This window comes from Cytobacillus sp. IB215316 (assembly GCF_033963865.1).
GTDB lineage: Bacteria > Bacillota > Bacilli > Bacillales > SM2101 > Nanhaiella > Nanhaiella sioensis.
This window is the reverse complement of record NZ_JAXBMC010000001.1, coordinates 789,663-804,544: the sequence shown is the minus strand read 5'-3', so window position 1 is coordinate 804,544 and position 14,882 is coordinate 789,663. Positions and strand designations below refer to the sequence as shown.

Sequence of the window (14,882 nt, the reverse complement as noted above, 5' to 3'; positions counted from 1 at the left end):
ATATTCATGACAGCCTTTTTTTATTACATATATTTACGTTACCTAGGTTATACAGTGACATCTTTTTTAGTTATATCACTAACATGTTTATCAGTAACGTAAGCATTCTTAAATTTATTTCAAAATGTGAATTGGACTTCCGATGGCAACCTCTGCAGCTTCCATCGTAATTTCTCCTAATGTTGGATGTGCATGGATTGTCATAGCAATATCTTCAGCAGTCATTCCTGCTTCAATTGCTAAACCAAGCTCGGCAATCATATCAGATGCATTTGGACCAGCAATTTGAGCACCAATCACTAAGCCATCTTCTTTTCTCGTAATGAGCTTTAGGAAACCTTCAGCTGCATTAAGCGCCTGCGCTCTTCCGTTTGCACCAAAAGGAAATTTAGCAGCTACAATATCTAGCCCATTCTCTTTCGCCTCTTTTTCTGAGTAACCAACTGATGCTAGCTCAGGGTCTGAAAATACAACTGCTGGAATTCCATGATAGTCTATTTCAGACGGATGGTTTGAAATGACCTCAGCAGCTATTTTCCCTTCATAGGAAGCCTTATGTGCAAGCGGTGGTCCTTCGACGATATCACCGATGGCGAAGATATTGTCGACAGATGTACGACATTGCTTATCAATTTTAATTACACCACGGTCAGTTAATTCAACACCAACTTGTTCAAGACCTAACTCCTCGGTATTTGGACGGCGACCTACTGTTACTAACACGTAATCAGCATCAATGGTTTTTGTTTCACCTTTTGCTTCAAAAGTAACGGTAACCCCATCTTCACGTTCTTCTACACCTTGTGCTAAAGCATTTGTAAAGATTTCAACGCCTTTTTTCTTAAGTTTACGCTTTACAATGCTGCTCATTTGCTTTTCAAAGCCAGATAAAATCTCATCCGCACCTTCTAATATTGTTACATCCGTACCAAAGTTAGCATAAGCTGTACCAAGCTCTGTACCGATGTATCCTCCACCGATAACGACTAATGACTTTGGAATTTCTTCCAATGCTAAAGCTCCAGTAGAATCAATAACACGTTTACTATATTTAAAAGTCGGTAATTCAATTGGACGTGAACCCGTAGCAATGATTGCATGTTTAAACTTATACGTTTGTGCAGAATTTTCATCCATCACACGGACTGTATTTGCATCAACAAAATAAGCTTCTCCACTAACGATGTCGACTTTGTTACTTTTTAATAAAGTCCCTACTCCACCGATTTGTTTTTTAACTATTCCAGCTTTCCAAGCCTGTACTTTTGAGAAGTCAACAGTAACATTCTCAGCTTTAATTCCCATATCTTCAGAATGTAATGCAGTTTCATAACGATGCCCTGCACTTATTAAAGCTTTAGATGGAATACAACCAACGTTTAAACATACTCCACCTAGATTAGATTTCTCAACAATCGTTACTTTTTGCCCTAGTTGTGCTGCTCTAATTGCTGCTACATAACCACCAGGGCCAGCTCCTACGACAAGAGTGTCTGTTTCAATTGGAAAATCTCCTACTACCATCGATTACCCCTCCATTAATAATAATTCAGGATCGTTTAATAAACGTTTGATATGATTTAAAGCATATTGAGCAGTAGCACCATCAATCATTCTATGATCGAAGCTTAATGATAATGCTAATACAGGTGCAACTACAATTTCACCATCTTGCACAACTGGTTTTTCTTGAATACGACCGATACCAAGAATTGCGACCTCAGGATGATTGATTACTGGTGTAAACCATTGACCACCAGCTGATCCGATATTAGTTATCGTACATGAAGCGTCTTTCATTTCTTGAGGTGCAAGTTTACCATCACGAGCCTTTGTAGCTAATTCATTAATTTCATTAGAAATTGAAAATACAGATTTGCTATCAGCATTTTTTACTACTGGAACAAGTAGTCCCTTTTCTGTATCAGCTGCAATACCAATATTGTAATAATGCTTTTGAACGATTTCATCTGTTGCATCATCCATTGATGTGTTTAATACAGGGAACTCTCGCAAAGCTGATGTTAAAGCTTTAACGACATAAGGTAAAAATGTAAGTTTAATACCTTTGTCAGCTGCAACACTCTTGAACTTTTTACGATGTGCAACAAGCTTAGTAACATCAATTTCATCCATTAACGTTACATGAGGTGCAGTATGTTTAGAATTCACCATCGCTTTTGCAATTGCTTTACGGATACCGCTAATTTTTTCTCTTGTTTCAGGGTATTCACCAGCTGGGATTGGTTGCTTAGCAGGTTTTTCTTCCTTAACAGGTGTTTGTACAGCTGAGATTTCTTCAACGATCTCTACTGTTTCCGTTTCTTGTACAGCTCCACCAGCTACAAACGTATCGATATCTTGTTTAAGTACACGCCCGTTATTTCCAGTACCAGCTACTTGACGTATGTCTATGCCTTTTTCTCGTGCATATTTACGAACTGACGGCATTGCAATTACGCGACGATTTTCATCTACTTCAGGGATATCCGCTTGAACTGCTGCAGTTACCTCTTCCACACTCTCTACTTGCTCAGGTTCTTTTTCTTCCTCTTCTTGACCTTTAAATGTTAAGCCTTCATATCCTGGTGCATCAAATTTAATGAGAGTGTCACCTACAACAGCAACCGTTCCTTCTTCAACAAGAACTTCTAACACTTTTCCTTTAACAGGTGAAGGAATTTCAACTACAGCTTTATCGTTTTGTACTTCACACAGTACGTCATCTTCATTGACTTCATCGCCTGTATTTACAAACCATTTAACAATTTCACCTTCGTGAATACCTTCTCCGATATCAGGCAGTTTAAATTCAAATGCCATGTTGTCGACCTCCTAGTCCTTTTGCATAAAGTCATTATCTTGGGAACTTTAAATTAAAAGTTCATTACTTTTTTCGCAGTTTCAATAACGTCCTTAAAGTTAGGTAACCAAATAGGTTCAGCTGCAGAGAACGAATATACTGTATCTGGAGCTGCTACACGTAATACTGGTGCTTCTAGGCTTAATATAGCACGATCATTAATTTCCGCTACTACATTCGCTGCTATACCAGCTTGTTTTTGTGCTTCTTGTACAACAATTGCACGCCCAGTTTTTTCAACAGATGAAATAATTGTAGGAATATCTAATGGACTTACTGTACGTAAATCAATTACTTCTGCTGAAATTCCTTCTTTCTCAAGTTCTGTTGCAGCTTTTAAAGATTCATGAACCATTGCACCATATGTGATAATCGATAGGTCGCTGCCTTCACGCTTTACATCCGCTTTACCGATTTCAATTGTGTATTCTTCTTCAGGTACTTCTTCTCTAAATGAACGATATAATTTCATATGCTCTAAAAAGATAACTGGATCATTATCACGGATAGCTGAAATCAATAAACCTTTCGCGTCATATGGAGTTGAAGGGATGACTACCTTTAATCCTGGTTGCTGAGCCATTAATCCTTCTAAGCTGTCTGCATGTAACTCAGGTGTATGCACTCCTCCACCAAATGGTGAGCGTATTGTAATTGGCGAATGATAACGTCCTCCAGAACGATATCTCATTCTAGCCATTTGTCCAGATATCGCATCCATAACCTCATATACAAAACCGAAGAATTGTATTTCAGGAACAGGTCTGAAACCTTGTAAACCTAGACCTACTGCAAGGCCACCAATACCCGATTCAGCTAAAGGTGTATCAAATACACGATCTTCACCAAATTCTGCTTGTAATCCTTCAGTAGCACGGAAAACCCCACCGTTTAATCCTACGTCTTCTCCAAATAGCAATACATTAGGGTCATTACGCAACTCTGTACGTAACGCATCGGTGATTGCTTGAATCAATGTCATTTGGGCCATCGCTTATTTCGACTCCTTCTCTTGATAAATTTCCAATTGCTCTTGTAAGTTGTATGGTAATTCCTCGAACATATTATTAATAAAATCTGATACTTGTTGTTTAGGTGCTTCGTCAGCTTTTTTAATTGCTTCTTTTATATCTTCTTTTGCTTTTTCAATTACATTATTTTCTTGTTCTTCAGACCATAAGCCTTTGCTTTCTAGGAACTTACGGAAGCGTACAAGTGGATCTTTCTTTTCCCACTCATCATCAAGTTCTGTAGAACGATAACGAGTTGGATCGTCTCCAGCCATTGTGTGAGGGCCATAGCGATATGTTAAGGTTTCGATCAACGTTGGTCCTTCACCGTTTACCGCACGCTCACGAGCTTCATTTACTGCAGCATAAACAGCTAAAGGGTCCATCCCATCAACTTGAATACCAGGTATTCCAGCCGCTACACCCTTCTGAGCAACAGTACCTGCTGCAGATTGTTTTTCCACTGGCGTAGAAATTGCAAATCGATTATTTTGAACAATGAAAATAGCTGGTGCTTTGTATGCTCCTGCAAAATTCATACCTTCATAAAAATCTCCTTGGCTCGCACCACCGTCACCTGTATAAGTAACTGCTACTGCTTTTTCACCACGTTTTTTCATCCCAAGCGCTACACCAGCACATTGAGTAATTTGTGCACCGATAATAATTTGCGGTGAAATCACATTTACTCCTTCAGGCATTTGATTTCCATGAAAATGTCCTCTTGAAAATAAAAATGCTTGATATAATGGTAAACCATGCCATACAATTTGTGGCACATCACGATATCCAGGTAAAATAAAATCTTCTTTTTCTAAAGCAAACTGACTAGCCAACTGGGAAGCTTCTTGACCTGCAGTCGGAGCATAAAATCCTAGACGACCTTGACGATTTAAACTAATACAACGTTGATCTAAGATACGTGTATAAACCATTCTTGTCATTAACTCTTTTAATTGGTCATCTGATAGCTTAGGCATAGCGTCTTCATTTACAACTTCGCCTTCTTCATTCAAAATTTGAAGTGTTTGAAAATGCTCTTCTACTTTTGAAAGTTGTTCTTTAGTGTCAGTTTGGGTAGTTTTTCCCATCTGCTTCACCTCTTCCTTTCTTCTCCAATTAGTTATTTTCAGGGTAATTACACAATAAGTGGTAACTTGGAACCCTTTGGCTTACTTATTAGATTATCCAATTTTGACTTTAACAAGCCATATTAAGGGTAGATAATAAGATAAGTTTCTTATGGTTATATGGATAATAGAATCTGTATCATTCATATCAAAGTAATTGATTAATACAATTTTTATTACATAAAAATATTACACCATCAAAACAGGAGTCGTCAATCTCTATGCTCATAGTTTTTTCAAGTTAATTGTATTGTTAACCGCATTTATATTTCTCTTCAAAAAAACAATCTGTTATATTACAAATACCCCATCTGTTATAATATATTTCATTTTCCCTATAGGCTGTTTTTAGATTGATTGTTGTTTTTTGCACTTAAGTTAAAAACATATATATAGCTAGCGGTTGTGGCATCTTTTCTTTTCAATAAGCTTTTGTGTTGATTGTTGCTTTTCCTACTTAGAAATAAGCACGTATACAACTTGCTTTCGTGGTATCTTTTCTACTTTAAAGCCGATGAACCTTCGTACAACGCATCATATTGTTATTCTTCGCAAAAAAAGTAGCAATTTTCACAAAAAAATCTTCCCATAATAAAAAAGCGAGGATTTATATCCTCACTTTTTGTAGCTAAATTTATTCTTTTATTCACTCACATTAGAGTCATCTGAATGTTCAATCTCAAATCCTGCATTGTTATAGAAAGACAATTTTGATTCATTAAACTCGTTTGTCAATTGATTAAATTTTTCATTTGTATCCATGACGTTAGTATAGCTTTCATTTATTTTCGTGATATGAGATTCCAATTGTTCTAATGGTAAATCCTCAATTTGAAGCATTTCATATAGTTCTTTATCTAATGAAAGTGATTGAACATACCGTTGGTGAAGATCTTCATATACAGTATAACGTTCGTTCATTAACTCAAATAAAGCTGTTGCTGATTTTTTTAAGTCTTCATCCTTCATGCTATCAGTAATTGACAGAATTGTTTCGAAATGCTTCTTCCCTGCTTCTATGCTCTCATATTCATTCTTCAGATGTTCTTCTCTCTTCGCAACAACATTAAGAGCTTCGTTAGAAAGGGTTACGATCTGATCAAAATCATCCATACTTAATGATATAATTTGATCAAATAATTCTTTATCCTTTAGCTCTAACCCCGTCAAAGGCTCTTGTTGTTCTTCAAAATCAGTTTCAAGCGAAACGACCTCTTCCAGAGTATTGTAAATTTTTTCTTCAGGACTAGTACCACTACAAGCGGCTGTTCCAAGCAGTAACGCCACTAGCATACTGAGTACCCCTAATATTTTCTGTTGTTTATACACAATAATCCCCCTCACAACCTAACACTTTCTACTATAATGATATCTATGATATTTGACAATATGTACAAGAAAAATAATGATCGATTAGTACAATACATATTTATGAGCTTGTCTACTTGAAAATGACTGAATAATTTACATATATAGAGCTTTCTTAAAAGTTTTTTATAAACAAAGAAAATAAACATGAGCACATCTGTTCAAAGTAGTCTATTAACATGAATAGATACCTCGAATACGTGCATATTTGTTACTAGGCATATTTATAGTTCAAAATAATAATTGATTTTGTTAACAATTTCATATGTATTTGATAGACTATAATAAAATAGGGCTCTTTTCTTAAACATTGTTGCTAATATTATTATTAAGGCTATTAGATGAAAATTATCCGAAACCTAAAATGCTAAAAGTCGAAAAGTTGCCTCGAGCACTAATTGTTTATATCTTAGTACAGAAAGCAACAATCTATGCGAAACCAGCCTAAAATAACTAGAAGATTTAAATAGGAGTGAAAATTCTTGATTAAAATGGAAGACATTATTAGAGAAGGCCATCCTGCACTTCGGAAAGTCGCTGAAGAAGTAGCAATGCCTCCATCAAAGGAAGATATAAATATTTTACAAAGCATGATTGAATATGTCCAGATGAGTCAAGATGAAGAATTGGCAGAAAAATATGACTTACGACCTGGTATAGGTTTAGCTGCACCTCAAATAAATGTATCTAAAAAAATGATTGCAATTCATGTTCATGACGCCAATGACACATTATTTAGCTACGCATTATTCAATCCAAAGATTGTTAGTCATTCTGTAGAAAAAACGTATTTAACAACAGGTGAGGGCTGCCTTTCAGTTGACCGAGAAGTTCCTGGGTACGTTCCACGATATGCTCGAATCACAGTAAAAGGAACCACATTAGAAGGTGAAAATATTTCTATACGCCTGAAAGGACTTCCATCCATCGTCTTCCAGCACGAAATAGACCATTTAAACGGCATCATGTTTTATGACCATATCAATGAAAAAGAGCCGTTTACATTGTTAGAAGAAGCCACACCTCTTGATAGATAACTAAAAGGATCAGACCCTAATTAAATTGGATCTGATCCTTTGCTATTCTCACCTACTTGTTTCATTTGTATTACTTGTGATCGTTTTCGTTTTAAAGTGCTTCGGAATATCTTACTGTTCTAATATAATCCTTTATCTTTGTTCATCATAACCATACCATACCAGACCTCCCCCACTCTTGAATTACAAATATCACTTCATTTCTAAACATCTGGGACTTTTCAATTTTAATAATAGAAGAAATTTAGTTATGTATAACTATTATATAATCCACCTATTTTTTTAAAAAAATATTATTGTTTGACTCACCGATCGTTTATATCACTGCTGAAAAAAATCTTTACCGTGTATAGATCAAAATTTTTGTTCCATTTTTACCCATGAGAACTTTAATCTTGAACACATATACTAGTAATAAAGATTGTAAATACCCTTTAACAATTACTAAAGTTCGTTTACAATAAATATATAAGGAGTTGACATAGCTATGCTAAAAAAACTCAGAAAAAAATTGTTGAAACAGTGGCGGGATCTTGTTGGAAAAAAATCTATTGCATAATAATATAAATGCATTTATGCCCTTCTACTGAAGGGCTCATTATTTAATTAGCACCATGGACCATTTTATTGTAAAATAAGTGAATGTAACTACTATAAATATATACTTTCATATACTTCAGCAAAAAAATGAAATATATGTTATTTTATTTATAATAAAACAAGTGAATTGTAATTTCGGAGGTTAAGGAGAGAGATAGGAATGATTTTTAAAGTTTATTTTCAGGAAGATGTACTTGAAGTACCAGTGAGAGAAAAGACGCAAACTGTGTACATAAACGCTGATTCAGAACAGGATGTAAGAGAAAAATTAAAAGATCGAAATCTAAATATTGAGTTTGTTCAGCTAGTAAGTGGTGAATATTTAGAATTCGAACAAAGAAATGAAGATTTTAAAGTATTGGAGAATTGATAACTAATGAAATTTGTAAAAAATGATCAAGTAGCGGTTTTCGCTCTAGGCGGATTAGGTGAAATCGGAAAGAACACGTATGGTGTTCAATATCAAGATGAAATAATCTTAATTGATGCTGGAATTAAATTTCCTGAAGATGAACTTTTAGGTATCGACTACGTAATACCAGATTATAGCTATTTAGTCAAAAATGCTAATAAAATAAAAGGTTTATTTATAACACATGGACACGAAGATCACATAGGAGGAATTCCGTATTTATTACGTGAGCTTAATATTCCTATATACGGTGGTAAATTAGCATTAGGCCTTATTAGAAATAAATTAGAAGAGCATGGACTATTACGAAGAACAACTTTTCATGAAATTAAAGAAGACGATATTATAAAATTTAGAAAAACAGCAATTACATTTTTCAGGACTACTCATAGTATCCCTGATTCTTATGGTATTGTTGTAAAAACTCCTGCAGGACAAATTGTACATACCGGTGACTTCAAATTCGACTTTACTCCTGTTGGAGAGCCAGCAAACTTAACAAAGATGGCAGAAATAGGGAAAGAGGGAGTGTTATGCTTACTTTCGGATAGCACAAACAGTGAAAATCCTGATTTCACTATGTCTGAAAGGCGTGTAGGTGATAGCATTCACGATATTTTCAGGAAAGTTGATGGTCGAATTATCTTTGCAACTTTTGCATCAAATATTCATCGATTGCAGCAAGTTACTGAAGCAGCGGTTGCTAATAATCGTAAAATCGCTGTATTTGGGAGGAGCATGGAAGGTGCTATCGAAATAGGCCAAGAGCTTGGATACATTCAATGTCCGAAAGATACATTTATAGATACGGCTCAACTCAACAGACTGCCAGCTAATCAAACTACAATTCTATGTACAGGTAGTCAAGGGGAACCAATGGCAGCTTTATCCAGGATTGCAAATGGCACACATAGACAAATTCAAATTATCCCTGGTGATACAGTTGTATTTTCATCTTCACCTATTCCTGGAAATACAATTAGCGTTAGCCGTACAATAGATAGACTCTCAAGAGCAGGCGCTGAAGTTATTCATGGTCAATTAAATGACATTCATACTTCTGGGCATGGTGGACAAGAAGAACAAAAACTAATGCTACGATTAATTAAGCCTAAGTACTTTATGCCGATTCATGGTGAATATCGCATGCAAAAAATGCACACCAAGCTTGCTATTGATTGTGGTGTAGAGGAAGAAGATTGTTTTATTATGGACAATGGAGAAGTGCTTGCTTTAAGCAAAAAGGAAGCATCTGTTGCAGGAAAAATCCCTTCCGGATCAGTTTATATTGACGGTAATGGTATAGGGGATATTGGTAATATCGTTTTGCGCGATCGTCGTATCTTATCAGAAGAAGGGCTGGTTATTGTTGTAGTTAGCATTAACATGAAAGACTTTAAAATTGCAGCTGGACCTGACATTATATCTAGAGGTTTCGTTTATATGAGAGAATCTGGAGACTTAATAAATGATGCTCAGAATTTAATAACAAAGCATTTAAATAAAGTCATGGAACGTCGCACAAGTCAATGGTCTGAAATTAAAAATGAAATTACAGATACTTTATCACCATTTTTATATGAAAAGACAAAACGCCGTCCAATGATTTTACCAATCATCATGGAAGTATAACTTAAGCAAAAAGGGCTTTCCGCTTGTTAAATGTATTTTCTATAAATAGAAAATACATAACAGCGAGGTTAGCCCTTTTTCTTTCTTATATCACATGTTTTTCAAATCTATTGATATCTGTATCTGCCCCGATAACAATTAAAATATCCCCTTCATGTATGTTTTCTGTTGCTTGAGGTGAAACAATGATCTCCTTACCTCGTTTAATTGCAACAATGTTTATTCCATATTGAGCCCGTATGTCTAAATCAATTAATGAATTACCATCAATGTTTTCACTTGCAACAATTTCGACAATGCTATGCTCATCTGATAATTCTAAGTAGTCTAATACGTTATTTGAAATAATATTATGCGCTATTCTTCTTCCCATATCTCGTTCGGGATGGACGATTTGATCAGCACCTATTTTAGAAAGTACTTTCTCATGATAATCATTCTGTGCTTTGACTGTTATATTTTCAACTCCGAGCTCCTTTAAAATGAGTGTAGTTAAAATGCTAGCTTGAATGTTATCACCAATTGCGATAATAACATGATCAAAATTTCTAATCCCTAAATTTTTTAATATTGACTCATCTGTAGAGTCTCCTATTACTGCATGGGAAGCGATATTAGCATACTCATTTACTTTATCTTCATCAATATCAAAAGCTAATACTTCCATACCTTGTTCACTTAAAGATTTACAAATACTTCCTCCGAATCTTCCTAGTCCAATTACTGCAAATTCTTTTTTCACGTTAACTCCTCCAATATAGTGAAGAAAATGGTTCAAATTGATTTTACCATAAAATATAGGCTGTTTTCGCATTGATTGATGCTTTTCGTTCTTAGATATAAGTGCACTTATATAGCTAACGTTCTAGGCCTCTTTTTTTCTCTATAGACCATAACAATCATATTATACATATTTGCTACTCAAATAAAAGTGAAAAACAACAAAGTTTACGAAATGAGCCAAAACAAAAAAAAGATAAGCAATCAAGCTTATCTCAGCATGTATTACTTATCTAACCATTTTCACTTAGTTAACTAACGTACTTATCTCATTAAGGCATAGTAAGCATTAACTAAACCTTGTCCATAAGATTCATCATGCCCATTTTTACCTAAATCTTCAGCTGATTTTTGTAAGTGTAGTTTTACCTTCTTCGGTGTAATATCATCGTTTGTGGCATAAATAAGTGCCGCTACTGCTGATACTTTTGGAGCAGCCATGGATGTACCTACTTGCCAAGAGTATGAAGGGCCGTTATAACTATAGTCAACAATTACACCATCGGCATCGTATTCATAAGATACATCCGGTACTGAACTAAGATTAAACTCGCCCTCAAATAAACGATTAGCGATATATTCGTCAAAGATTCCTGCATTTAAATATTCCATATACAATTCATAATTTCCACCAGGTGCTGCAACATCAACAAACCCATTTCCGTAATTAGAGTAAAGAGCTAATTCATCAAAAGGACCTGTTGCTGATACCGACACTACGTTTGGAATACTCGCTGGAGCATAAAAGCTAGCACCTATATATTCATACCCATCTGGACCATATTTTATATTTGCGAGTTCTGTAACTTCTTTATGATTTGATGCATTTATACCATCATTTCCTGCAGAGGTCACAACTAAAGCTCCTTTTTTCTCTGCATATTTCATCGCCCTAGAATATGCTACAAATTCAGCAACATCATCACCTAGTTTTGTTCTCTCACCAGTTTCAGGATCAGTGAAGTACACTTGCCCTTTAGCCATGATCCCCCCTAAGCTCATGTTAATTACATCAACACCATCATTGGCAGCGGCAATAATTGCTTCTACAATCCAAGCGTCATGAGCTCCGCCTTCAGCTGCGAATACACGATATGAACGGAAGCCTACATTCGGAGCAACACCTAAAATTTCGCCGTTTCCAGCGATTGTTCCAGCAACGTGCGTACCATGTCCGTTACGGTCTTGAATATCGTATAAATCACCCGTTTCGGACTTATCTACACCAGTGAATCCTCCAGCAGGTACAAAGTTTTTAGAACCTGGCAACAAGTTCTCTATAACATCAGGATGATTGACATCTATCCCAGAGTCTATAATACCTACGACAACATCATGATTTCCAGTGTTAATATCATAGCTAGCACCATCGTTTGTCACCCTTTTTATGTCCCATTGTAAATCATATAAGGAAGCATTATTTACATCAATTGATGTATCTTCTATATCGATTGAATGTAAATCAGGTGCATTTACGACTAACGAAGGATTTGCAGCTGAGATGTCAGCGTGTTTTATTGCTTCCTTAGCAAAATCTGTAGGAGCTTTGACCTGAATGACACCAATCTCCGGTATGGATTTAACTATTGTACCACCTAGCTCCTCAACGATTGAAGAGACATCATCTGGTAGTTGTTCTTTCTTAAAAACAATCGTATAAGAGATGCTTTCTTCTGATTTCGTTGAAGCAGACGTAGGTAGCGTCACACCTACTATTAGTAATGCTGTAAATAACAAACTTATAAATTTTTTCATCTTTTTTCCTCCCTTTATTTTTTGTACAATTATAAATATTCTATAATTTTCGACAGAATCCTTGCTACTTATCGACTATATAATGCCATTCGCAATATAGGCAAAAGATACTAGATGTCTCTTCTCATATACGCTATGTAAGAATTGACTATAAATATTGTCAATAACGCTCAGGGCTTCTTTTCTTCTTAAGAGACTATAAAATCATATAATACATTTCGGTTACTAAAATCTTGATAGTAATAAATACAAAGTCTCGAAAAGAACCTTACTAATGCTTGTTTTCGTATCAATTATTGCTTTTCGTAATACCAACAACAGACGAATCTTAATAACGCTCGGGGTATCTTTTCTTCTTTAGAGACTATAAAATCATATAATACATTTCATTTACTAAAATCTTGATAGTAATAAATACAAGGAAGAAAAGAACTTACAAAAAAACAAACCACCTTTTAGGTGGTTTGTTACTATCCTACTTCAAGCATTTTAAATTGTGCTTCAACCAACTTATAGTACTCTCCATGATGTTCCATCAACTGTTCATGTGTTCCATCTTCAATAATTTTACCTTGTTCAAGGACAAAAATATGATCAGCATCTCTAATCGTGGATAATCTATGGGCTATAATGATTGCAGTTCGACCATGTAATAGTTCTTTTAGCGCCTGTTGGATTTTCACTTCTGTTTCTGTATCTATACTTGCTGTTGCTTCGTCAAGTATTAATATTTTTGGGTCAGCAAGCAATGCTCTTGCAAAAGATAATAGTTGTCTCTCTCCGACAGATAAGACATTGCCTCTTTCCTCTACTTCTGTCTCGTAGCCGTTAGCTAGTTTTTCAATAAAATCATGTGCACCAACGGCTTTTGCTGCTTCAATAATCTCATCTTCTGTTGCATCAGGTCTTCCAAAACGAATATTATCCATAATTGAACCTGAAAATATAAATGTATCTTGTAGAACTACACTAATTTGTGATCTAACACTGTCCAATAACAGATCTTTTATGTTATAACCATCTATTATTACTTCTCCACTTGTAGCATCATAGTTTCTACCTATTAAATTTGCAATCGTAGTTTTACCTGACCCAGTATGCCCAACTAGGGCAACAGTTTGACCTTGTTTAATTGATAATGAAACTTTGTCAAGTGCTGTTCTCTTGTCGTCATATGAAAAAGTCACATCACGAAAATCAATATCACCTTTCATATTTGGCAGTGGATTTGCATCTATTTTGTTTGAAACGAGTGGCTTCTCATCTAAAAATTCAAAAATCCTTTCACTAGATGCCATACCCATTAATAATTGATTGTAAACTTGGCCTAATCTTGAAATAGGTTCCCAAAACATACCTAAGTAAAAGGCGAACATGACAAACTCCCCGACGCTCAAGCTTTGACCCGTTATTAAAATTGATCCATACCAAATTAAGATCGCTGTACCAATCGCATTAGACATTTCAACAAATGGTCTAAAAAGAGCGTTCTTTTTTGTTGCATCTTTCCATGAAAGATAGGACTCAGTGTTTATACCATCAAAAAAAGTAATATTTTCAGGCTCTTGTGTATATGCCTGCGTCACACGAATCCCTTGAATACTTTCATTTAAGTGTGAATTCATTTTCGACTGCTTCATCCTCACATTTTGCCATGAACGTCGTATATTTTTACGTAAGCTTGTCGATATGATAAACATAATTGGTAAAATGACCATGATGGCAATCGTTAATGATGGACTATTTGAGAATAAAATAACAACAATACCTACTAAAATAATTAAGTCCATTAATAAATTAATGACACCATTTGTAAACAATTCCTGTAATGAATTAATATCGTTCATGATTCTAACTAATATTGAACCCGCTGATCGTTGATCAAAAAACTTGTGTGACAACCTTTGAACATGGGTAAATAGATGTTTACGTAGATCATAAATAATATTTTGACCAAGTAAATTCATCCAGCGAATACGCAACATATTTGCTACATACGAGACCGTATATAAAACAGCGATAATGATAACCAGTTTAATTAATAAGTCTGTATCCTTATATTTCACTGCTTGGTCTAGCGTGTAGATTCCTATTAAGATCGGAATAATGAGACGTACAGCTGTAGTTATAATAACTGTCAGGATCGCTAACGGTAAATATGATTTAACATATGGTTTCATGTAACTAAGCAATCGAACCATTTGATTCCAATTGAATGGTTTATCGATAGCTTGATCTGTGGAATAGTGAAATCTCTCTTTTACTAACTCATTCAGTTTTTCTTTTTTCATGTTC

At 35.1% G+C, this 14,882-nt stretch carries 11 protein-coding genes; 3 read left to right on the top strand and 8 right to left on the bottom strand.

The genetic code is table 11. The features are described 5' to 3' along the window. Positions 1-114: 114 nt before the first annotated feature. From lpdA to SLH48_RS03830, 5 genes are all read right to left on the bottom strand, one after another. Positions 115-1,524 (bottom strand): dihydrolipoyl dehydrogenase, encoded by a 1,410-nt coding sequence (gene lpdA, locus SLH48_RS03850; protein WP_320257070.1) that lies wholly within the window; start codon positions 1,522-1,524, stop codon positions 115-117. 3 nt (positions 1,525-1,527) lie between these two features. After that, positions 1,528-2,823: a dihydrolipoamide acetyltransferase family protein gene (locus tag SLH48_RS03845; RefSeq protein ID WP_320257069.1), complete on the bottom strand. Its 1,296-nt coding sequence runs from the start codon at positions 2,821-2,823 to the stop codon at positions 1,528-1,530. 53 nt (positions 2,824-2,876) lie between these two features. Further along, the gene (locus SLH48_RS03840) at positions 2,877-3,854 is read right to left on the bottom strand and encodes an alpha-ketoacid dehydrogenase subunit beta (protein ID WP_214480002.1); all 978 of its coding nucleotides are present in this window, start codon (positions 3,852-3,854) and stop codon (positions 2,877-2,879) included. 3 nt (positions 3,855-3,857) lie between these two features. Continuing rightward, the gene (pdhA, locus tag SLH48_RS03835) at positions 3,858-4,964 is read right to left on the bottom strand and encodes a pyruvate dehydrogenase (acetyl-transferring) E1 component subunit alpha (protein ID WP_214480003.1); all 1,107 of its coding nucleotides are present in this window, start codon (positions 4,962-4,964) and stop codon (positions 3,858-3,860) included. Positions 4,965-5,645: 681 nt separating this feature from the next. Further along, positions 5,646-6,332: a YkyA family protein gene (locus SLH48_RS03830; protein WP_214480004.1), complete on the bottom strand. Its 687-nt coding sequence runs from the start codon at positions 6,330-6,332 to the stop codon at positions 5,646-5,648. Between the two features lie 521 nt (positions 6,333-6,853). On the opposite strand from SLH48_RS03830, the gene def reads away from it, so the two are divergent. The 3 genes from def (at position 6,854) to rnjA (ending at position 10,052) form a co-directional block, all read left to right on the top strand. After that, positions 6,854-7,408, top strand: coding sequence for a peptide deformylase (def, locus tag SLH48_RS03825; protein WP_214480005.1), 555 nt, complete (start codon positions 6,854-6,856; stop codon positions 7,406-7,408). A 760-nt stretch (positions 7,409-8,168) separates the two neighbouring features. Next, positions 8,169-8,378: a DNA-dependent RNA polymerase subunit epsilon gene (locus SLH48_RS03820; RefSeq protein ID WP_214480006.1), complete on the top strand. Its 210-nt coding sequence runs from the start codon at positions 8,169-8,171 to the stop codon at positions 8,376-8,378. A 6-nt stretch (positions 8,379-8,384) separates the two neighbouring features. Next, entirely contained in the window at positions 8,385-10,052 is a 1,668-nt protein-coding gene (gene rnjA / locus SLH48_RS03815) for a ribonuclease J1 (protein WP_214480007.1), read from the top strand. An 85-nt stretch (positions 10,053-10,137) separates the two neighbouring features. On the opposite strand, the gene SLH48_RS03810 is transcribed toward rnjA, so the two are convergent. The 3 genes from SLH48_RS03810 to SLH48_RS03800 all read right to left on the bottom strand — a co-directional run bounded on the left by SLH48_RS03810 (position 10,138) and on the right by SLH48_RS03800 (position 14,878). Continuing rightward, positions 10,138-10,794: a TrkA family potassium uptake protein gene (locus SLH48_RS03810; protein WP_320257068.1), complete on the bottom strand. Its 657-nt coding sequence runs from the start codon at positions 10,792-10,794 to the stop codon at positions 10,138-10,140. A gap of 302 nt (positions 10,795-11,096) precedes the next feature. Then, entirely contained in the window at positions 11,097-12,587 is a 1,491-nt protein-coding gene (locus tag SLH48_RS03805; protein ID WP_320257067.1) for a S8 family peptidase, read from the bottom strand. 470 nt (positions 12,588-13,057) lie between these two features. Continuing rightward, positions 13,058-14,878, bottom strand: a complete 1,821-nt coding sequence (locus SLH48_RS03800) for an ABC transporter ATP-binding protein (RefSeq protein ID WP_214480010.1) — start codon at positions 14,876-14,878, stop codon at positions 13,058-13,060. Positions 14,879-14,882 lie beyond the last annotated feature (4 nt).

What these genes read in the sequence shown, in the direction of transcription:
- lpdA (WP_320257070.1), bottom strand. Translation starts at nt 1,524, where the DNA reads ATGGTAGTAGGAGATTTTCCAATTGAAACAGACACTCTTGTCGTAGGA.
- SLH48_RS03845 (WP_320257069.1), bottom strand. Translation starts at nt 2,823, where the DNA reads ATGGCATTTGAATTTAAACTGCCTGATATCGGAGAAGGTATTCACGAA.
- SLH48_RS03840 (WP_214480002.1), bottom strand. Translation starts at nt 3,854, where the DNA reads ATGGCCCAAATGACATTGATTCAAGCAATCACCGATGCGTTACGTACA.
- pdhA (WP_214480003.1), bottom strand. Translation starts at nt 4,964, where the DNA reads ATGGGAAAAACTACCCAAACTGACACTAAAGAACAACTTTCAAAAGTA.
- SLH48_RS03820 (WP_214480006.1), top strand. Translation starts at nt 8,169, where the DNA reads ATGATTTTTAAAGTTTATTTTCAGGAAGATGTACTTGAAGTACCAGTG.
- rnjA (WP_214480007.1), top strand. Translation starts at nt 8,385, where the DNA reads ATGAAATTTGTAAAAAATGATCAAGTAGCGGTTTTCGCTCTAGGCGGA.
- SLH48_RS03805 (WP_320257067.1), bottom strand. Translation starts at nt 12,587, where the DNA reads ATGAAAAAATTTATAAGTTTGTTATTTACAGCATTACTAATAGTAGGT.
- SLH48_RS03800 (WP_214480010.1), bottom strand. Translation starts at nt 14,878, where the DNA reads ATGAAAAAAGAAAAACTGAATGAGTTAGTAAAAGAGAGATTTCACTAT.